The organism is Methylophaga sp. UBA2689, from assembly GCA_002354555.1.
GTDB lineage: Bacteria > Pseudomonadota > Gammaproteobacteria > Nitrosococcales > Methylophagaceae > Methylophaga.
The window spans coordinates 23892-43095 of the sequence record DELT01000106.1; the positions used below are offsets into that span (position 1 = coordinate 23892).

The following is a 19204-nucleotide window of genomic DNA, read 5'->3' on the forward strand; positions in this document are numbered from 1 at the left end:
AAAGCAGAGACGATTGTTGTCATGGCGAGTTACCTGAAAAATCCCGGCAGGAGATACAAATGAATTACCGCTTTCTTTTACTGATAACCACGCTGCTATGGATGCCCGCGATCTACAGTGAAGAGTTAGTTGATGCAGGTGCAGAAATACAGGTAACGAATGCACCGGATGATCAAGCCATCGAAAATCGGTTGACCGACATTTTGAACGTTATCGAAAGCTATGAAGACGTTGAGGTCACGGTTGATTCCGGAGTGGTTATCCTCAGTGGTAACGTTTCCAGTGCCCGTGCCGGACGTGATCTGGTGGCGCTTGCCAGTCGGGTCGAGGGCGTTATTTATGTGCAAAACCGGCTCAATGAGCTAATGGATATTTCCACCCGCGTACAACCCACGACACAAAAAATCGAAGCAATGCTTTCTTCATTGATTCGCAGTCTGCCTATATTTCTGGTGGCTATCATCACTATCATTTTCTTTTGGCTGCTCGGTCGCTGGGTCGGTAACCGCGGTGTATGGTTGAGTCGTATAGGGCTTTCCGAGCTCGCCACCGATCTGGGTGGACGCATTATGCGAATCCTGATTGTTGGCACTGGCTTCCTAATTGCGTTGCAGATCCTGGATGCAACAGCGCTGGTGGGTGCACTGCTCGGTGTGGCAGGTGTATTTGGCCTCGCCGTAGGTTTTGCATTTCGCAATATTGTCGAAAACTATCTGGCTGGTGTACTGCTCAGTGCACGCAATCCATTCAAAATTGGTGATTCTATTCAGATAGCTGAATTCACCGGTAACGTCGTTCGACTGACTTCCCGTGATACCGTGCTGATGACTGGCGATGGCAACCATTTACGTATTCCTAACAGCACGATGATTACGTCGGTGATGATCAATTACACTCGTAATCCCTTACGTCGTTTTGAATTTACACTGGCTATCTCTGCCGATATCGATCTGGTCAAGGCTCGCCGCCTCGGCTTAGGGACTCTGCAAAATATGCAGGGACTGCTGGCTGAGCCGGGCCCACAAGTGCTGATTGCAGAGATACGGGAAGATATTGTCGATCTGCATTTTTTGGCCTGGATTAATCAACACGAAAGTGATTTTGCCAAAGCCCGCAGTGAAGCTATTCGCCTGATAAAAATCGGTTTTGATGAAGCCGGTATTACATTTCATCAACCGGTGCATCGACTTCAGCTGATAAATGATGAAACGAAGCTGGAGCCAGAAACCGCTGATGCATTACCGGATACAGAATCCGCTTTACCAAACGTTTCGGCTGAAGCATCGACTGTGGATATTGCAACTGACCCTACAATGTCCAGACAAGTGGCTCATGAACTTAATACATCGGACGAGGAAAACCTGCTTAAATAACGAAGCACATCAAGCGGTTGAAATCAGCGGATATTCATGCTCTGCATAAAAGTTCTGATACACAATCTCTATCCGCAGTCGATCACCCGCCTCAATAAACTGTAATGGCTGACTGACATCATCAATCCACTGCTGAGCCTGTTCCGCTTTGATAAAACTGCAGATGTCACCCACCGGCCAATGGAAATACACTTCGCGTTGTTTCTTTTCGGCCAACACCACTGGGTCAGTGGTATCAGGAAGTGGAATATACGAACTGAAAATCTCTAATCCGCCCTGTTGCTCGGGATCATTTGCATTATATTCCAGAGAAATATCCCAGCCCCGGACTAACCCATCATCGGCATCGCCACGCTCAAAACTGAATCCATACATCGCCAGAATATCATCGTCGATTTCCGGCAATTTCTGCAACGCGTCCTGCACAGCTTTAATCGCAGTTTTATCCTGCTCAGTAAGGTTTTCCAGACTCAGTAGCCAATCGCCAAGATTGATGGCTGCCTGAATAATAGGAGGATGCGTTTTGTCGAGCAGAATATGTGGCATATGTTTGGACTATCAATAATTAAAGCCGAAACATGATATCAAACTGGGTGTAATAACCCCATTTATGTTCCCACGCAGCAGCATGGGAACGAGATCCAGTTCTGGTTCCCACGGTCCTTCGTGGGAAACCAGCTCAAACCAATTAATCCTCTGAGGGCGTTACCCGCCAGATAGTGTTACCAACATCATCAGCCACCAGCAAACCACCTTGACTATCAACGACAACACCGACCGGGCGTCCCATTGCATCACCACTGCCATCCACAAACCCAGTCAGGATTTCCTCTGGCAAGCCATCGGGTTCACCATTACTGAAAGGCACAAAAATCACTTTATAGCCACTTAACGGTTTTCTATTCCAAGAGCCATGTTGCCCAACAAAGGCCCCATTGTGATATTTTTCCGCCAGCAAATCTGCTTCATAAAATGCCAGACCCAAGGACGCTGTATGGGAGCCTAATGCGTAATCTGGCTTTATGGCTTGTTCCACTAATTCAGGACGTTGAGGTTCAACTCTGAAATCAACATTCTGTCCATAATAACTATAAGGCCAGCCATAGAAACCACCCTCTTTAACGGAGGTCATGTAATCCGGCACCAGATCACTACCAAATTCATCGCGTTCATTCACCGTGGTCCAAAGCTCACCGGTTTGTGGCTGCCAATCCAACCCATTGGGATTCCGTAAACCGGATGCAAAGAGACGTTTTTCACCGGTTTCTAAGTTAACTTCCAAAATAGCCGCACGGTTTTCTTCTGCTTCCATCCCGTTTTCGGCAATATTGCTGTTTGAGCCGACCGTGGCATAAAGCATTGTGCCATCTTCACTAGCAATAATATTCTTAGTCCAATGATGATTAATCGGTCCACCTGGAAGATCTGTCACATGCTCTGGTTCAGCCGTTATTTGGGTCTGCCCTTCTTGGTAAGGAAAACGAACTATCTCATTGGCATTAGCAACATAAAAATCATTGCCAATTAACTCCATACCAAATGGTGAATGCAAATCATCTAAGAAAACATGGCGTGTTTCAGCTACGCCATCATTATCCCTGTCACGCAGTAACGTAATACGATCTGCACTTGGTACGGCTGCACCGGCTTTTTTTAAGACCATCCCTTTAATCCAGGATTTAATGCCGGGATCCGGGCTTTCACCTTTCGGTGCATTTGTTTCCGCCACTAACACATCGCCATTAGGTAATACATATAACCAACGGGGATGATCTAAGTCCACGGCAAAACGATTGACCATCAGCCCTTCAGCAGCAATCGGTTTACCGTCAATCGGCCATCCTTCAGCGGGAGCTATATTCATCGTGGGGATAAGCGGAGTTTCGGGGGCGGCTAACACAGGATCAGGTCCGAAATCAGCTTGTGGGGGGATTTTGGAGGTATCGCCACAACCATTGAGGCTGATGGCCAAAACGCCAATCGCGGCACTGAACTTATAAGGATGCTGCATAGTGTGCTCCTGTAAGTGAAAAATAAGATTTAACTCCATTTTGGGAGAATTAATACTTGAGTCTAACAGTAGTGTCCTAACCAATGGTTTGCTTTGAGTTAAAGGTCGTTAAAGAAGTTGCCTTTATAGTGATTTGATCATTCCAGTTGAGACAGTGGAATGTTTAATAATTGTCATTGTCTTAAGATAGCAAAGTTTTATTTCACTCAATGGAGGTTGCATGCAAATTCAGGTTAATACCGATCGCCACATTCCAGGCGATGACACGCTCACCGACTCTATTCGTGAGGAACTACAACATTCTCTCAAACGATTCGATGACCACGTTACTCGTGTCGAAGTACATCTAAGTGATCAAAACAGTGAAAATCGTGGCGGTGCCGATGATATCCGTTGCCTGATTGAAGCCCGGATAGAAGGTCATCAACCCAATGTGGTTACCCATGATGCCGCGACCATCAAACAAGCGTTTACCGGCGCGACCGATAAAATGAAACGCGTATTAACTACAACAATTGAGCGTATGCAGTCACGCTAAGTTTTCTATCGAATACTGGTTCCCACGGTCCTTCGTGGGAACCAACGTCATCACTATATGACACTCTCACAGAATAGTGTGGGAACCAGTCCTGAAAATATCACTTGAATTCAAGTGCTCAGATCACAGATACGTTTGTAGAAAAGTATTGGAAAGATATAGTTCTTGTAATCTGCCGCATCTATTGGACCTGTAATAATGTGAGCGGCATGCCATAGATTTGCTTCAAGATCTTTTGAATTAATTAACGTCATTATTATTTTTTATGTCTGAATGGTATTGATGATGGAACGATTTTATCTACTAAACTAGGCTTTCCTAGTTGTTCAACCATACGCTTTAATGTTAACGCTGCAATTGCTGAGGATGTTGTGGGTCCAAGAATAATTTTGTGTATCAACTTCTCCAACTCGACCTTGCCTCCTAATAACTCAGGAATATCATTGAGTTTTAATTTCAGTTTAGGCTGGAGACCATCATCAGTGGCGTGGTAGCTCAACATTGATTTAAGTAGTTCAGTCTCGTCACGGTCGCTCAAATAAACGACACGCCACTCAGACTCTTCTTTGAAACCATCGTGTTTTGTAAAGAGTGAAAACACAGTTAAACGTTGAATCCAGTAATAGGCTAGCGTAGAGAGATTCTGGTCATTTTTTTCTGCAACTTTTAGAGATCTGGAAAACTCGTCAAGCTTGGTATTTATCCAATCGATCCTCTTTTCAACGCTGGCGTAAACAACTGGGGCAATAATAAACGGAGATTCTTCGTAATAATTTATGACTTTAGTATCGATAACTAGTGATATACCGTTTCCATTCTGCCCATAACCGCGCCACATTGATAACACACCGTCTTCATCAGTAGAGTCGTGATTGCTAAAACACATCACATAAGTGTTGAAGGCATGCTTTTCTCCAAACTTTAACAAGTAAAGTTCAAAGTAATTTGTTAACTTCGAATACGTCTCTTCTGATCCACAAGCTTCACGTATTCCCTCGTGCTCTCTAAAACATCGTGCTCCTTCGCGCATACCGAAGATGAGCTCTTCCCAATCGTTCATTTCAAGTGGGTTAGAAAACCAGAGCTCATCATTACGTATTATATTTTCGAAAGTACTGATGGAAGTGTAGTGTGCAAGGAATGGTCGCTTCGATGGAAAAAGCTCATTTTCATCAAGATCTGCCCAGAGGTTCTTATACGCTTCCTGAATCGGAACCATAATTGTGAGTATGTCGTCTAATTACAAAGAGCGTCCTATCATAAATTCATTGAGGCACTATGCATAGGAAAGAAGCCATTTACTAAAAAAGGCGTTAAAAATACTCAGGTAGTTTGATGTTGGGGTACCAAATGCTCAAATTACATTTCGTCTCGAAAATTAGCTTGATAACCTTCTGAAATGATAAAACCCAAATTTAAGAATGTAACTTTGCTGGTTAGAGCGTAAAGCGATATTGATAATCGGCTAATGGCTCTAGATTACCCGTTTGATAGGTATCCACCACAACCGTACCTTCCTGCATGACACTAAAAACCCGATACATTGCTTGATGGTGGCTTTCATCTGGAATTTTGGTGCGCTCTAACGCTGGGATATGTATGTAATGCACGCCGTTTAATTCTAATGAATGGTTTACCCGTGGCATATCCATATGTAAATCGCCTGAGATTACGGCACGTACATTCGGCTGGCTAATGACTTCTGTAACAAAGCCTGGGTGACTGATGCCTTTATCCGGATTTTCTTTAAAGACACCTTGTTGGGCACCATGCACCACCAACATCACCGGTTTGGGTGCCAGACGGGCGACTTCATTTTTTAACCAGGCAATACCATCATCGTTAAAGTCGCGGCCAAAATCTGGCGAGGCTAATACCAGCGCAACACTGTCAAATTCCAGTGTATATCGCGTATTGTCGATGGTAGTTTTACCCTGGTTCCACATGTTGGCAAAGCTTAAAAATCGCTCGGTGGAACTACCGTGTTCTTCGTTACCCATAATAGGATAAAACGGTAAATTCAAAGCTTGTAATATCGGCGTGGCCTGTTCGTATTGCAGCATAGTGCCTTTGTGGGCGATATCCCCTACTCCTATTGCTAACTCAAGCTCCAGGCTTGGAATAAGCTGATTGATATCAGCTATCGCATCAGCCATATTTGGAAACTTGGCTTCAGGCTTGGGTTCTGCATCACCTAATACAACGAAGCGTAATGCTGTGTTGTTGTCTGACTCGCTGCTATAGGCCATATTGAGGGCCAGACTCATCAACAGGACAATACTTAGTAGTAATTTGGACAGTAATTTCATTATTTTCCTTGTAATAGTGATTAAAACAGTTGATTTAAAATTGCCTTCACGCTGAGCGGTTGCATAACGAGCACACGTTTAAAATGGATAGAGTTGGATTGGCTTAGATCCGATTGGTCGTTCAGAACAAGGTATAAGGCGACAGCCCCGTCCAGCGTTTAAAGGCACGGCGGTAGTTATTCATATCATTGAATCTAAGGTATTCGGCGATTTGCTGGTTATTGAAGTGTTTGACCTGAAACAGATAAATGGCGGTATTTTTTCGTGCCAGGTCGATTTGCTGCTGGAAAGTCGTGTGGTGTTTTTTCAATTTTCGTTTCATTGACGCGGGGCTGATGCCAAATGCGGCTGAGACTTTTTCCAAATTAAGCGGTTGTCGGATATGCGTTTGAATATAGTCATAAAGCTGATCAATAAAACTTTGCGGGCTATGCAGCGATAACAACTGTTTATGGGTTTCTTTGAGTGCGCCGTGAATACTGATCTGTGAGGCGTTTGGCCAAGGTTTATCGAGAAACTCAATAGGTAACCGCATACAATTCATTTGCTGATTAAATGTCAGATCCTGTCCCAGGTTGACCCAATATTGCTCGATATAGGTAGGTTCTGAGTAAGTGAATTCAAAATTCCACGGCATTTTCTCTTTCGATAACCAGGACACCATTGAGATAAAAGCCGTCATGTGCGCTTCAATCAGAAACTGCTGTTGTTCATCGCTGCCGGTTGCGTCTTGCCAGAATATAAATAGCTCTTGTTCATTTGCATAAAAGCGTGGGGTAAATAACGGCGATAAAATGGCGTGAAAGTCACAGATGATCTCTATCGCCTGACGCAGGTTACTCACCAGTTGTAATGCCTGACTCGCGGCACCGAAGCAGCCCGGCCATAAGCGTTGACCATATAAGAAACTGGTGTCATCGGCATTAACAAGTTTGCGGCAATTACTGATTAAGGTCAGGTATTGATCCGGGCTGATGCGCTTTTCAGCTAATCTGAAATCTTCAAGCTGGATACGGGTGCTTCTCAACAGTTGTCGACTATCCACCTCACGTGACAAGGCAAACTCAACCAGTACAGCTGGCTGATGATGTGTGGCAATGCACGCCGTGTCTATTTCATAACCAAGCGTTTTGATCAGCGGTGTCATTTGCTTAGAGGGCGTTTGACGGTTGTTGTTTGGTTTTGCTGATCTCAAGATTCAAACGTTTAATCAGCGAATCAGAATCATCGGTTCTGGCCATGGTGGTGACCGCCGTGGCTGAAAGATACACGCGTTGATGATGTTGTCTGGTTCGGTAGGCAAAACTGGCGACAGCATTTTGTAAATCCATGCTCATCTGTTGCGCTTCATATTCAGAGGTATTGTGTAGCAACACCACAAATCGATCACCGGCTAAGCGACAAATCAGATCTTCATCTCGCAGATTAAGTACTAACAACTGACAGATAAGCTGCAAAATATGATCGCTTTCTTCTGGACCATAGAGACGGTTGATCATATTAAAGTTATCTAAATCAATGGCAATTAAGGCGAGTGGTTGCTGGAGCTTTTTACTTTCAGCCAATGAGAGTTTTAATAGTTTCTTTAAATAAGCCGCACCGCCCACTGGAATCAGTTTGTCGAACAAACGGTGCTCACGAAAATAACGTTCACGTTTCACCATCTGCGCACTGATGGCGATTTCTTCCTGGTGCCAGTGATAGATACCAATACTCAGCAGCACTAAAGCAATAGGGATAGGTAGGCTTTCTAACCAGTTATGCCAGATAAGCGTCGACGGCATACGGATAAACTCATCTACCACATCCATAGACCATGAAAACACAATGGCACATAAGCCGAGCGCCAGTAATTGAGTCACTCTGCCTGCCGGTCGGCTGCGTAATAATAAGCCCAGCCAGAATAAGGCTAGAATGACCATTCCTCCTTCAGAAAAGACGTCCAGCCAGCTAATTTCAACAGTGGGTTTCAGGTCTCCCCACACACTAATAATCATTACACCAATGCCAATCGCTATAGCGAGGCCATAAGAATAACAAGTCTGTAAAAAAGCTCTTTTTTTCATTGATTTAGCCGACTTTTAAAAAGGTGTTGTAAGGTTGTTTTCGGCGAAACTACGCTAGAAAAATGACAACTTGATTACATCTTCACCAGTCAAATCAGCTCACAAAAAGTTAAATTATTTTTCAAAATTAATGCTGATGCTTTTGACCAAATGCAACTTAACTGACTGAATTAATAGGATATTTACTTCTTTAAAATAGCTTTCCTAATGTTTTAATACGCTATATTCCTCAGTCATATGAGCTCTAAACAGCCCTAGAAACACCTATAAGTTATTGATTTTTAGTATTTTTATTTTTAGCTGTCATCGATCTGTCATTTACCGTCCATAGACTTGCCGCCATCCACCACTATGACGACAAGGGTATTTTATGAGAGTGACAGTTGATACAGCAGAGCGGCCGAGTCATAAACTCAGTCTGATTGCTTTAAGCATAGCGAGCGTTTTCAGTAATGGCGTTCATGCAACCGATGAAATCAATATGGAAAAGGTGCAGGTTTTCGGTCAAGCGGTGCAGATTGATAAAGCTCTGAATGAACAACGTAATTCAAACAGTATTGAAAGCGTGGTTCACGCCGATGGTATTGGGCAATTACCGGATGATAATGCTGCTGAAGCTTTGCAACGTTTGCCCGGCGTTTCAGTTGAAAATGACCAGGGTGAAGGCCGTTTTGTCACGGTGCGTGGGCTGGCACCGGAGTTAAATGCTGTCACGATTAATGGCACCAATATCCCTTCACCTGAAGATGGCACACGGGCCGTGGCGTTGGATGTGTTACCCAGCGAACTGATTCAGTCACTCTCTGTAGTGAAAACGCTGACACCGGATATGGATGCCAACTCTCTTGGCGGCACGGTCAATGTCAGAAGTTTATCGGCGTTTGATCATGATGGTTTGTTTTATACCCTCTCTGCTGAAGGCAGCTATGACGATAATACCGACCAAACCAGCCCCAAAGGTTCTGGTGCATTCAGTAATATTTTTAGTGTAGGCGAAGGCGTTGATAACTTTGGCGTTGCCGCTGCTCTGAGCTGGCAAAAACGGGATTTTGGTTCTGATAACGTTGAAACGGGTGGTGCTTGGGATTTTGAAGGTAGCCCTCGTTTAGCAGAGCTCGAACAGCGTGATTACGATATCACCCGTGAACGGCTGGGTCTGGGGGTTAACTTTGACTATAAAGCCGATATCCATACCAACTATTATTTAAGAACGTTATTTAGCCAGTTTACCGATACAGAAACGCGTAATGGCGCGGGCATAGAATTTGACGATCCCCTCCTCCCAAATGAATCAGGTGACGATGCAGAAGGTTACCGTGAGCTAAAAGATCGTAAAGAAACACAAGAAATCCAGTCTTATGTATTTGGTGGAGAAAAAACCATCGACTTGTGGACGATCAATGGACAAGTGGGTTACAGCCGCGCCAGTGAAGATTCACCCGGTCATATTGCCGGCGCCAAATTTGTTGGCGATTTTGATGGTGTCGGCTATAGCAGTACCTCTAAACCCACGCTGAATGCTGGTGCAGATTATTATGATCCCAACAGTTTTGAATTGGATAGCGTGGAATGGGAAGAGCAAAAAACCACCGATACTGAAAAAAACATCAAGTTTGATCTTGCCAGAGATTTTGATTTTCAAGGCTATGCATCACAAGTCAAATTTGGTGGCAAATTATCACGTCGTGAAAAAGATAATGATTTAGAAGCCTGGGAATTTGAAGATTTCGGTACAAATGACACCAATTTGGCGGCATATAGCGCTGGAAATGTAGATTATAGTTTGAATCAATTTGGTAACGGCATCAGCAGCTCGGCGGTTGAGGCGTTACTGAACAAATTAAATAAAGCCGATAACGTTAATGAAGAAGAATCACGTATTAATGATTATGTGATGAATGAAGACATTAACGCGGCTTATGTGATGAATACCCTGGATCTGGATGACTGGACTATCATCGCTGGCCTGCGTTATGAAGGCACTCGCTTTAAGGCTAAAGGTACCGGAATAAGAGATGGTGATTACCAAAGCATTTCGAGTAAAAACAGCTACAACCATTGGTTGCCTGGTTTGCATGGCACTTATTATTTAGATGATAAAACACAAATTCGTGCGGCCTGGACCAATAGTGTTGTTCGGCCTACCTTTGAAGCACTTGCTCCAGGGTTCTCAATCGAAAGTGGCGACAGTGCCAGCTTTGGTAATCCTGACTTAGATCCGATGACCTCTAAAAACCTGGATCTCGGCATTGAACATTATATGGGTCGAGCCGGTGCGGTTTCAGCCTATGTTTTCTATAAAGATATTTCCGACTTTGTGTATAACACCGATGTTTCCGGCACTGGCTTATTCGCCGACTTTGATGAAGCGGTAACATTTGCCAATGGTGATTCAGCCGAGGTCTACGGCATCGAACTCGCCTACTCTCAAAAGCTCAGTTGGTTACCCGCACCCTGGAATGGCCTGTTAGTGGGTGCTAATGCGACCTTCAGTCAATCCGATGCTGAAATAGAAGGACTTGGACAAACACGTAGCATCGATCTTCCGGGTCAATCAAAACAAGTGGGTAATCTGATGATCGGTTGGGAAAACGACAAGCTGAGCATGCGTTTATCAACCAACTATAAATCGTCTTATTTATCCGAAGTGGCTGCCATTGATGATGAAGCACTGGATCAATATGTTGATTCACAAGTATTTTTGGATTTCGGCGCCAGCTATTTCTTGACTAAAAATGCTCAAATCAGCCTGGAAGTGAAAAATATCACTGACGAAAGTTTCTATGTCTACAACCGCAGCAGTTCATATAACGCGCAATATGAAGAATACGGTCCGACCATCAAGCTTGGTTTTACGTTAACCAATTTCTAAAACCATCTTGATTATCAACTTTAAAGTGAAGCAAATGAAAAAAAACCAATTCAAGCTAAAACTGACCGCACTGGCTTCTTGCATGCTGACAGCCCCTTTTAACGTCATAGCAAACGCTGAGCTGCTATCAGTTTCAAATAATAATGAGCAAATTGAAGCTGCCCAACTGTTAATGAAACATCAGATGATGCCTAAGGCCGATAGCCTGCTGTCTTATGAACATAAGGGCATTGTCATTGAAGATAAACAAGGCCAGCAACTCAGCCTGTTAAAAGGTAACTTTGGCAGTATAGACCACCGATTTATTCATAAAGGGCTGTTGCTTGCTACGGTAGATGTGGATCGTCAGCAAGCCATGGTGGCGATATTTGATAAAACCACCCAACAGTGGAATCAACCCGTTTATATACCGCAACCGGCCTTTAAAATTGATGGTGTCTGCCTGTATCAGGATGAAGCCCATAATGGCTTTATGTTTCTGGTTGGCGAAGAAGGCCATGGTGAGCAATGGTTGGTTTCTGATGCTAACACTTCAGTGGCGCAGCCTAAATTAATCCGTCGCTTGAGCACGCCACCCAACAGTGAATATTGTCAGGTCGATGATCAACAATCAGTGATGTATACCAATGAAGAAAACGTTGGGATCTGGGCCTACCAGGCACATCCTGAGGCAGACCTTATCCGTAATCCTGTCGCATTAATGCAACCCTTTGGACAGTTATCACAAAGTGCAGCAGGAATGGCATTGGTACCTGGTGGTTTACTGGTACTTGATTCAGAAGCTAAGACTTTACATGCCTATCAAAATAACGATGGCGTTTGGCATTCGCTTGCAAGCTACCCATTAACAAACCTCTCTGATCCAGAAAATATCAGTGCTCGACTAAACGATAAGCAATTAACCATTCGCATTAAACATGATGACGGTATGGCGACATTCAGCTTGCCCTGGAATTATCAGGACACCGCTCAAGCAGCGACGATTCCGGTGATAAAACCTCAACTACAAACTGAGCCTGTGCCAAGTTTAGGTGATGCAGCTGATGATCCGGCCATCTGGGTTCATCCTAAAAATCCTCAACAAAGTCGAGTTTTAGGCACCGATAAACAAGGTGGTTTAGTGGTGTATGACTTGAAAGGGAAAACGCAACAACACCTGGCGGTAGGTCGGGTTAACAATGTCGATGTGCGATCGGGTTTTAACTTAAACGGTCAAAAAATTGATTTAGCTGTCGCCAGTAATCGTGACCACAACTCATTACATGTGTTTGCCATTGACCCCGCCTCGGGAGTCGTCAGTGAGTTAGGCCAAGTGCCGACGGCAAGTCAGGATATCTACGGCTTGTGTATGTATAAAAATCATGCGGGTGATATTTACACCATTGTGAATGATAAAGACGGTCGTTTTTTCCAATATCGCATTCAGGATAACCACGGCAAGATTGATGCTGAACTGGTGCGTGAATTTAGCTTGAGATCCCAACCCGAAGGCTGTGTCGCGGACGATAAAAACCATCGTTTGTTTGTCGGTGAAGAAAATAAAGCGGTATGGGCCTTGGATGCCAGATCTAATAAAGCAGCCACATTAACTGAAGTCATGTCAGTCAGTGAACATCTCAAAGCTGATATTGAAGGTCTGAGCTTATATCAAACCCAAGGTGAGGATTATCTGGTCATATCCAGTCAGGGTAATGATAGTTACGTCGTGCTCGATGCCCTCCCCCCATTTGCTTACCGAGGTGTTTTCCGGGTGGGCTTTAATACGGATTTAGGGATTGATGGTGTTTCTGAAACCGATGGACTGGATGTGACCAGCGTCAATCTGGGTGAACCCTGGCATCTAGGCATGTTGGTGGTGCAGGACGGACGCAACCGGATGCCGGTAGAAAATCAAAATTTCAAATATGTGCCGTGGTCAGATATCGCTGACCAACTGGGCCTTTCAGCGACTAAGAAATAAGGAGTCACTCATGGAATCTACAATGCATGAAATGACCATGTGGGGCTTGGTGAGTGATGCCAGCCTGCTGGTAAAAATCGTGATGATTATTCTGGTTTTAGCTTCTATGGTGAGTTGGTATTTGATTATCTGGCGATCCAAGGTACTGGGCTGTCTGGAAAAACAAAACCGTCAATTCCAGCTACAGTTCAGACAAACAGCAGATATCACGAAACTGGATTCGGCAGCGAATAATCAGTCTGTTTACCAGGCACTTCCGGCTATTTATCAAGCAGGTTGGCTGGAGTATGAAAAATATCAACAACTGAATGCTGTGCCACAAGATGAAATTGTCGAAAATGTCGAGCGGGCAATGCTGGTTAATATTGGTGAACAGGAAGTTGAATTAGAAAAAGGACTTTCTTATTTAGCCACTATCGGTTCAGTCAGCCCTTATATCGGTCTGTTTGGTACGGTGTGGGGCATCATGAATTCATTTATTGGCTTATCTCAAGTTGAACAAGCCACGTTAAATACTGTTGCACCCGGTATTGCTGAGGCGCTTATCGCCACAGCGATTGGCTTGTTCGCTGCAATACCCGCTGTTGTTGCCTACAATCAATTGAGCAAACGTGCTGGCGCATTAAGTACCCGTTATTATCATTTTGGTAATGAATTTATCACCCGATTACAGCGGGTTATGCATCGCACTCCATTAGCTAAAGTCGCGTGAATTCATCATGTTAAGAAAACCTGTTACCAAACACGCCCTCAAAGCTGAAATGAATGTGGTGCCCTATATCGATGTGATGCTGGTGCTGCTGGTCATATTTATGGTCACTGCACCCTTGCTGGTACAAGGCGTCAAACTTGAACTGCCTAAAGTTGCAGCCAAAGCGTTACCCACGGATAGTCAAAAAACCATTTTGAGTTTATCGGTCGTGGCTGACGGCAGTTATTACTGGAATGTGGGGTCTGAGGTAGATATCAAATCACGCTCAGATCAGGCGGTCACGTTGGACGAAATGGTGATGAAAATTGATCAGATCAGGCTGCAGCATCCTGATTTACTTTTCTTCATTCGCGGTGATAAAGCAACTGATTATGCGTCTGTCGTCAAAGCCATTGCGGCTTTACAACAAGTCGGCATAGAAGATGTAGGGCTGATCACGGAGTCGCCTGATGACTGATGCAGGATTCTATGATGATCGTTTTTTAACGCCACCAGCAGAGGATGATGGAGTAAAAACATCGACATTATTACTGGTCGGTTTATTTCATCTGGCAATGGCCGGATTGTTATTGAACTCATGGACACCTGCTCAGCAGGATGAGCCAAAACTGAGTACGATTAAAATTCAAATGTTAAGGCTGTCAAAGCCTGCCCCTGAAATCAAACCGGTTGAGCCGGTTCCGCTGACTATCCCGGAACCGACTCAACCTGTGTTTGATCCCCCACCCGTGGTGCAAAAACCTGAACCAACACCCGTGGTTCAGAATGAACTGGCTTTTAAACGGGTTGAAGAAAAGCCAATACCTGAAAAAGTTACACCAAAACCTATTAACCAAAAGCAGGCTGAGCCAGAAAAACAGATCGTCGAAAAGACTATCCAACAACCTGAAAAACCTTCTAAACCAGCCTTAGCGCAGCAAACCAAAACGACCGCTAGCGCTGCGAGGACACCGGTTAAGCAGGATGTGATCGCCAGCGCTGAAGCTAGTGAGCCATTTTCGGTTGAGCGCTATAAACCAATAGAAAAACAGGCTCCAGAATATCCTCGTGGCGCATTACGAAAAGGCCTGGAAGGTGATTGCACGGTGCGTTATACCGTCAATACCCAAGGTAAAGTGGAAACACCTGAAGTCCTGGAAAACTGCCACCCATTGTTTAAAAAGCCGTCTTTAGAAGCCGCCAAAACCTTTCGATACTCACCCAGAATGGTGAATGGAAATGCGGTAGCAGTGAATAACGTACTTAATACTTTTGAATATCGTATCAACCAATGAAAAATAAACTTTCTATGAATAAGCCTTGCGTTTCCGACTTTCATCAACAGATGTCAGCACATGATGATATCGCCATTAATAACAGTGCCGAACCCAATTTAAATCAAGTAGTGTTGTCTCGGCGTCAAATGCTCAAAGGCAGTTTAAATGCTGCGGCATTGGGCTTCTTTGGACTCAATTTATCGTCAAATCTGGTATTTGCTGCAGGCAAAAACAATCTGAATATCCCCTTTATTGGCTTTAACAGCATCCAGCCTCAAACTGATCCTGGGTTTGATCGTGTTGTTGTGGCTGATGGCTATCAGGCAAAACCATTTTTTTCCTGGGGAGATCCGGTGGTCACCGGTGCAACAGAATGGCAGGCGGACGCCACAAACAGCTGGCAGGAACAATTAAAACAGGCCGGTCAAAATCATGATGGCATGCATTTTTTTGCTTTTCCAGACGACAATAATCGCGGTTTGTTGGTGATTAACCATGAGTATGTCAATCCGACGCTACATAAGGACGGAATTACTTTTGTCGATGGTAAACGTCGTTTAGATGATGTTAAAAAAGAACAGGCTGCCCATGGCGTCAGTGTGATTGAAGTGAAAAAAGATTCACAAGGTCAATGGCAACGCGTCTACCCTTCTGTTTATAACCGTCGTATTTCAGCGATGACAGCAATGCAAGTAAGCGGACCATTGGCAGGTCATGACTTGTTAAAAACTGTCGATGATCCTGCTGCGATGGAAATCATCGGCACCCTGAACAATTGTTCGAATGGTTTTACCCCATGGGGCACTTATCTGGCTTGTGAAGAAAACTGGCATAACTATTTTGTAAATCAGGATGTGGCCGATTATCAGTCTCGTACCTCACATCGTCGCTATGGATTATCAACGGGTAAAGAAGCTAAAAAATACGGCTGGAATACGATTGATAATCGGTTTGATGCGACGCCCAATAAAACCCTTCCCCATCAAGGTTTTGTTAACGAACCAAATCGCTTTGGCTGGGTGGTGGAAATAGACCCTTTTAATCCTGACAGTAAACCGATAAAACGTACTGCTTTTGGTCGATTCTGTCGTGAGTGTGTCGCGCCAGCCATAGCTGAAAATGGGCAAATGGCTTTTTACTCGGGTGATGATACCCGTGGTGAATATATCTATAAGTTTGTGCCAGAACAGCGCTTTGATAAAACTCAACCTGAAAAACATCGAGACATGCTCGACCGTGGCACGTTGTATGTTGCCCGTTTTAATAATGATGGTTCAGGTCGCTGGTTGCCATTAGTGCATGGTCACTCAGGTTTAACCGCAGAAAATGGCTTTCCCAGCCAGGCGGAAGTATTGGTGAATGCACGTGCTGCAGCAGATCAATTAGGCGCAACGCCTATGGATAGACCTGAATGGGCAACGGTGAATCCACATAATCTCGATGTCTACGTCACGTTAACCAATAATCACCTGCGTGGCACAGAATTCGTTCTCAATGCCGCCAATCCCCGTCCCGATAATCGTCATGGACAGATTATCAAGATACAGGAAGATCAGGCCAATCCAGCGGCTATAACCTTTCAATGGGAATTATTTGTGGTGGCGGGTGAAAAATCCGGTTCACAGAATGCTGATGGCAAGCGGGTTGCTGAGCATTTAGTTGGTAATATCGAGGGCGATATCTTCTCTTCGCCCGATGGCTTAGGCTTCGATCAGGATGGCCGTTTGTGGATTCTGACGGATTACGATGATGACGATCCTGTGATGGAAAACATGGGCTGTAATCAAATGTTATGTGCCAACCCCGAAACTCGGGAAATTAAACGATTTATGGTTGGCCCCAGGGGGTGTGAAATTACCGGGATTACCTGGAGCCCGGACTATACAGCGATGTGGGTAAACATTCAGCATCCTGGGCTGAGCTATCCAGCCAGTGATGGCAGAACCCGTCCGCGCTCTACTACGGTACTTATTACCAAAGATGATGGTGGCGTAATCGGTCGCTAACCATGAGAATGGCGCCCTGTAGATAATTTTGTATTTGAGTGATGCATCGGTATGCTTGCAAGGATTCTATTTATCCTTAAACCTCAAAAAGACACCGGGCAGCATAATGAATAAAAAGTTACTTTTCGTCATCGGCATAATTCTGTTCGTTGCTATTATCATGATAGCTTCGCGTTTAATAAATACACCTTCACCTTACCTAACCTCTGACAATGATCAGGAACTGCCTACCGAGGCATCGATCGAGGAAGGTTTTATGGAGGCTGAAAAATTAATTAATTCCAGAGCGCCCATCAAAATTGATGACGAAACCCAGCTTAATAAGGCTTTAGCCGGTCCCGGTGATTTGATGACTTATTATTATTCATTAACCAATATCACTATAGACGATGTGAATCCGACGGCAGTACTTGAGGATATCAAACCCAAATTACTCGCCAGCCTCTGCAGGAATGCTGATATGCAGCCTGTTCTAAAGGCGGGTGCGAAACTTGTTTATGTCTATTCCGATAAAAATAATGAAGATGTTGGCCGTATTGAGGTAGTTGAAGCTGATTGTTAGTGGTTAATTTAATCAGGCAATTGGTCGCTCGCTTAGGAGAAGCATCATATCCCGTTTTGGTGGATGTCCAAACATACGGACATATTCACGACTGAATTGTGATGGGCTTTCATACCCCACCTGATATGCAGTGCTGGCAGCATCCAGCAAAAGCTTATTGAACTGTCTGGTTGCTCAATTAATTAATCCAAACACTCTTGTGAACAAACAGCACTGTAATTTGCCTATAGTGTTTATAAAACGTCCAAGCTAATAAGCAAAGAGGCTAACTCCAATGAAAGATTATAAAAAATCGACCAATATCGTTGAACAACTCACACCTGAACAACATTACGTAACCCAGCAATGTGGTACTGAACCGCCATTCGACAATGCCTATTGGGATAATCACGAAGCCGGACTTTATGTGGATGTTGTCTCTGGTGAGCCCTTATTTGCTTCGGTTGATAAGTTTGATAGCGGAACCGGCTGGCCAAGTTTTACCCGTCCAGTGCAGAATGAAAATGTGAACGAAAATTTTGATGAAAGCCTGGGCATGCGCCGTGTAGAAGTTCGCTCAGTGCATGGCGATAGTCATTTAGGTCATGTTTTCCCTGATGGCCCTGAAGAAGCCGGTGGCATGCGTTATTGCATCAACTCAGCATCCCTGCGGTTTATTCCCGTTGAAGAGCTTGAAGCAGAAGGTTACGACGAGTTTAAAAATCTGTTTTCAGAAACCTTAGGTGAAACAAAATGAGCGAGACAAATACTGAACGTGCTGTACTGGCCGGTGGCTGTTTCTGGGGTATGCAGGATTTACTTCGTAAATTACCAGGCGTTATCTCATCGCGGGTCGGCTACACCGGCGGGGATATTCCAAATGCCACTTATCCAAACCATGGCACACATGCTGAAGGCATTGAAATAATCTTTAATCCTGAGCAGATTACTTACAGACAGTTACTGGAGTTTTTCTTTCAGATCCATGATCCAACCACGCCAAATCAACAAGGCAATGATCGGGGCATGAGTTACCGTTCAGCGATCTATTACACCAACGATGAGCAAGCCGAAATTGCCAAGCAGACGATTGAAGATGTAAACCAATCTGGATTATGGCCCGGCAAAGTTGTTACCGAAGTAGAACCTGTCGGTGATTTCTGGGAAGCAGAACCCGAACATCAGGATTATCTGCAACATTATCCAACGGGCTATACCTGTCATTACATTCGACCCAAATGGAAGTTGCCAGCGAAATAAATTTCACCTAAGGTAATCATACGAGTTAAATCTTGTCATTCGAGTTCGAATGACAACGGGCAGATATTTTCTTATCACTTGTGCGTTTACCAAGTGAGCATGACATCTATTAACATTATCTAACATCGGTTAATTTTTTTGATCCTTAGATTTTGACTTATCTGTTTTGCCTTATAAAAAATCAGCTGACTTAATCAATAAAATGTTTCTACAGTCTATTTTAGTTCAGTTAGCTTAAGCATTTAGCTCTTTCTTAATTCTAATAAAAACCGTTAACTCATCAGCACCCATTTTAAGGAG

At 44.2% G+C, this 19204-nt stretch carries 17 protein-coding genes and 2 pseudogenes; 11 read left to right on the forward strand and 8 right to left on the reverse strand.

Annotated elements, in window-relative coordinates; all coding sequences use genetic code 11:
* Positions 1 to 59: 59 nt before the first annotated feature.
* The gene (locus B3M51_RS13750) at positions 60 to 1373 is read left to right on the forward strand and encodes a mechanosensitive ion channel family protein (RefSeq protein WP_292759971.1); all 1314 of its coding nucleotides are present in this window, start codon (positions 60 to 62) and stop codon (positions 1371 to 1373) included.
* A 9-nt stretch (positions 1374 to 1382) separates the two neighbouring features.
* On the opposite strand, the gene B3M51_RS13755 is transcribed toward B3M51_RS13750, so the two are convergent.
* Positions 1383 to 1919 (reverse strand): hypothetical protein, encoded by a 537-nt coding sequence (locus tag B3M51_RS13755; RefSeq protein ID WP_292759973.1) that lies wholly within the window; start codon positions 1917 to 1919, stop codon positions 1383 to 1385.
* Positions 1920 to 2061: 142 nt separating this feature from the next.
* Complete coding sequence (locus B3M51_RS13760; RefSeq protein WP_292759975.1) at positions 2062 to 3384, reverse strand: PQQ-dependent sugar dehydrogenase; 1323 nt, start codon at positions 3382 to 3384, stop codon at positions 2062 to 2064.
* A gap of 220 nt (positions 3385 to 3604) precedes the next feature.
* On the opposite strand from B3M51_RS13760, the gene B3M51_RS13765 reads away from it, so the two are divergent.
* The gene (locus tag B3M51_RS13765; protein ID WP_292415248.1) at positions 3605 to 3922 is read left to right on the forward strand and encodes an HPF/RaiA family ribosome-associated protein; all 318 of its coding nucleotides are present in this window, start codon (positions 3605 to 3607) and stop codon (positions 3920 to 3922) included.
* Positions 3923 to 4041: 119 nt separating this feature from the next.
* Here the strand turns inward: B3M51_RS13765 and B3M51_RS13770 are convergent.
* From B3M51_RS13770 to B3M51_RS13790, 5 genes and pseudogenes are all read right to left on the reverse strand, one after another.
* A pseudogene (locus tag B3M51_RS13770) lies at positions 4042 to 4176 on the reverse strand (type I restriction-modification system subunit M N-terminal domain-containing protein); the annotation flags it as partial.
* A 2-nt stretch (positions 4177 to 4178) separates the two neighbouring features.
* Positions 4179 to 5141, reverse strand: a complete 963-nt coding sequence (locus B3M51_RS13775) for a DUF2971 domain-containing protein (RefSeq protein ID WP_292759977.1) — start codon at positions 5139 to 5141, stop codon at positions 4179 to 4181.
* A 217-nt stretch (positions 5142 to 5358) separates the two neighbouring features.
* Entirely contained in the window at positions 5359 to 6231 is an 873-nt protein-coding gene (locus B3M51_RS13780; RefSeq protein WP_292759979.1) for a metallophosphoesterase family protein, read from the reverse strand.
* Positions 6232 to 6352: 121 nt separating this feature from the next.
* Entirely contained in the window at positions 6353 to 7378 is a 1026-nt protein-coding gene (locus B3M51_RS13785; RefSeq protein WP_292759981.1) for an AraC family transcriptional regulator, read from the reverse strand.
* Positions 7379 to 7382: 4 nt separating this feature from the next.
* The gene (locus tag B3M51_RS13790; protein WP_292759983.1) at positions 7383 to 8297 is read right to left on the reverse strand and encodes a GGDEF domain-containing protein; all 915 of its coding nucleotides are present in this window, start codon (positions 8295 to 8297) and stop codon (positions 7383 to 7385) included.
* Between the two features lie 370 nt (positions 8298 to 8667).
* Here B3M51_RS13790 and B3M51_RS13795 point away from each other — a divergent pair, with 370 nt between their 5' ends.
* From B3M51_RS13795 to B3M51_RS13825, 7 genes are all read left to right on the forward strand, one after another.
* Entirely contained in the window at positions 8668 to 11169 is a 2502-nt protein-coding gene (locus B3M51_RS13795; protein WP_292759985.1) for a TonB-dependent receptor, read from the forward strand.
* A gap of 82 nt (positions 11170 to 11251) precedes the next feature.
* The gene (locus B3M51_RS13800) at positions 11252 to 13129 is read left to right on the forward strand and encodes a phytase (protein ID WP_292759987.1); all 1878 of its coding nucleotides are present in this window, start codon (positions 11252 to 11254) and stop codon (positions 13127 to 13129) included.
* A 10-nt stretch (positions 13130 to 13139) separates the two neighbouring features.
* Positions 13140 to 13841, forward strand: coding sequence for a protein TolQ (gene tolQ, locus B3M51_RS13805; RefSeq protein ID WP_292759989.1), 702 nt, complete (start codon positions 13140 to 13142; stop codon positions 13839 to 13841).
* Positions 13842 to 13848: 7 nt separating this feature from the next.
* A complete protein-coding gene (gene tolR, locus B3M51_RS13810; protein ID WP_292759991.1) occupies positions 13849 to 14298 on the forward strand; it encodes a protein TolR in 450 nt (149 codons plus the stop codon).
* Positions 14291 to 15115: an energy transducer TonB gene (locus B3M51_RS13815; RefSeq protein WP_292759993.1), complete on the forward strand. Its 825-nt coding sequence runs from the start codon at positions 14291 to 14293 to the stop codon at positions 15113 to 15115. Before tolR ends, B3M51_RS13815 begins: the two co-directional genes overlap by 8 nt.
* Positions 15116 to 15129: 14 nt before the next feature.
* Entirely contained in the window at positions 15130 to 17103 is a 1974-nt protein-coding gene (locus B3M51_RS13820; protein WP_292759995.1) for a PhoX family protein, read from the forward strand.
* Between the two features lie 106 nt (positions 17104 to 17209).
* Positions 17210 to 17665: a hypothetical protein gene (locus tag B3M51_RS13825; RefSeq protein ID WP_292759996.1), complete on the forward strand. Its 456-nt coding sequence runs from the start codon at positions 17210 to 17212 to the stop codon at positions 17663 to 17665.
* 12 nt (positions 17666 to 17677) lie between these two features.
* Here B3M51_RS13825 and B3M51_RS14495 read toward each other — a convergent pair.
* Positions 17678 to 17794 (reverse strand): annotated as a pseudogene (locus B3M51_RS14495) (AraC family transcriptional regulator CmrA); the annotation flags it as partial.
* A 145-nt stretch (positions 17795 to 17939) separates the two neighbouring features.
* On the opposite strand from B3M51_RS14495, the gene msrB reads away from it, so the two are divergent.
* Together msrB and msrA are read left to right on the forward strand one after the other, a co-directional pair.
* The gene (gene msrB, locus B3M51_RS13830; RefSeq protein ID WP_292759998.1) at positions 17940 to 18401 is read left to right on the forward strand and encodes a peptide-methionine (R)-S-oxide reductase MsrB; all 462 of its coding nucleotides are present in this window, start codon (positions 17940 to 17942) and stop codon (positions 18399 to 18401) included.
* Positions 18398 to 18904 carry a peptide-methionine (S)-S-oxide reductase MsrA gene (msrA, locus tag B3M51_RS13835; protein WP_292760000.1) on the forward strand — a complete coding sequence of 169 codons (507 nt, stop codon included), beginning with the start codon at positions 18398 to 18400 and terminating at the stop codon, positions 18902 to 18904. The genes msrB and msrA overlap by 4 nt, the downstream gene beginning before the upstream one ends.
* The last annotated feature ends 300 nt before the right edge of the window (positions 18905 to 19204 follow it).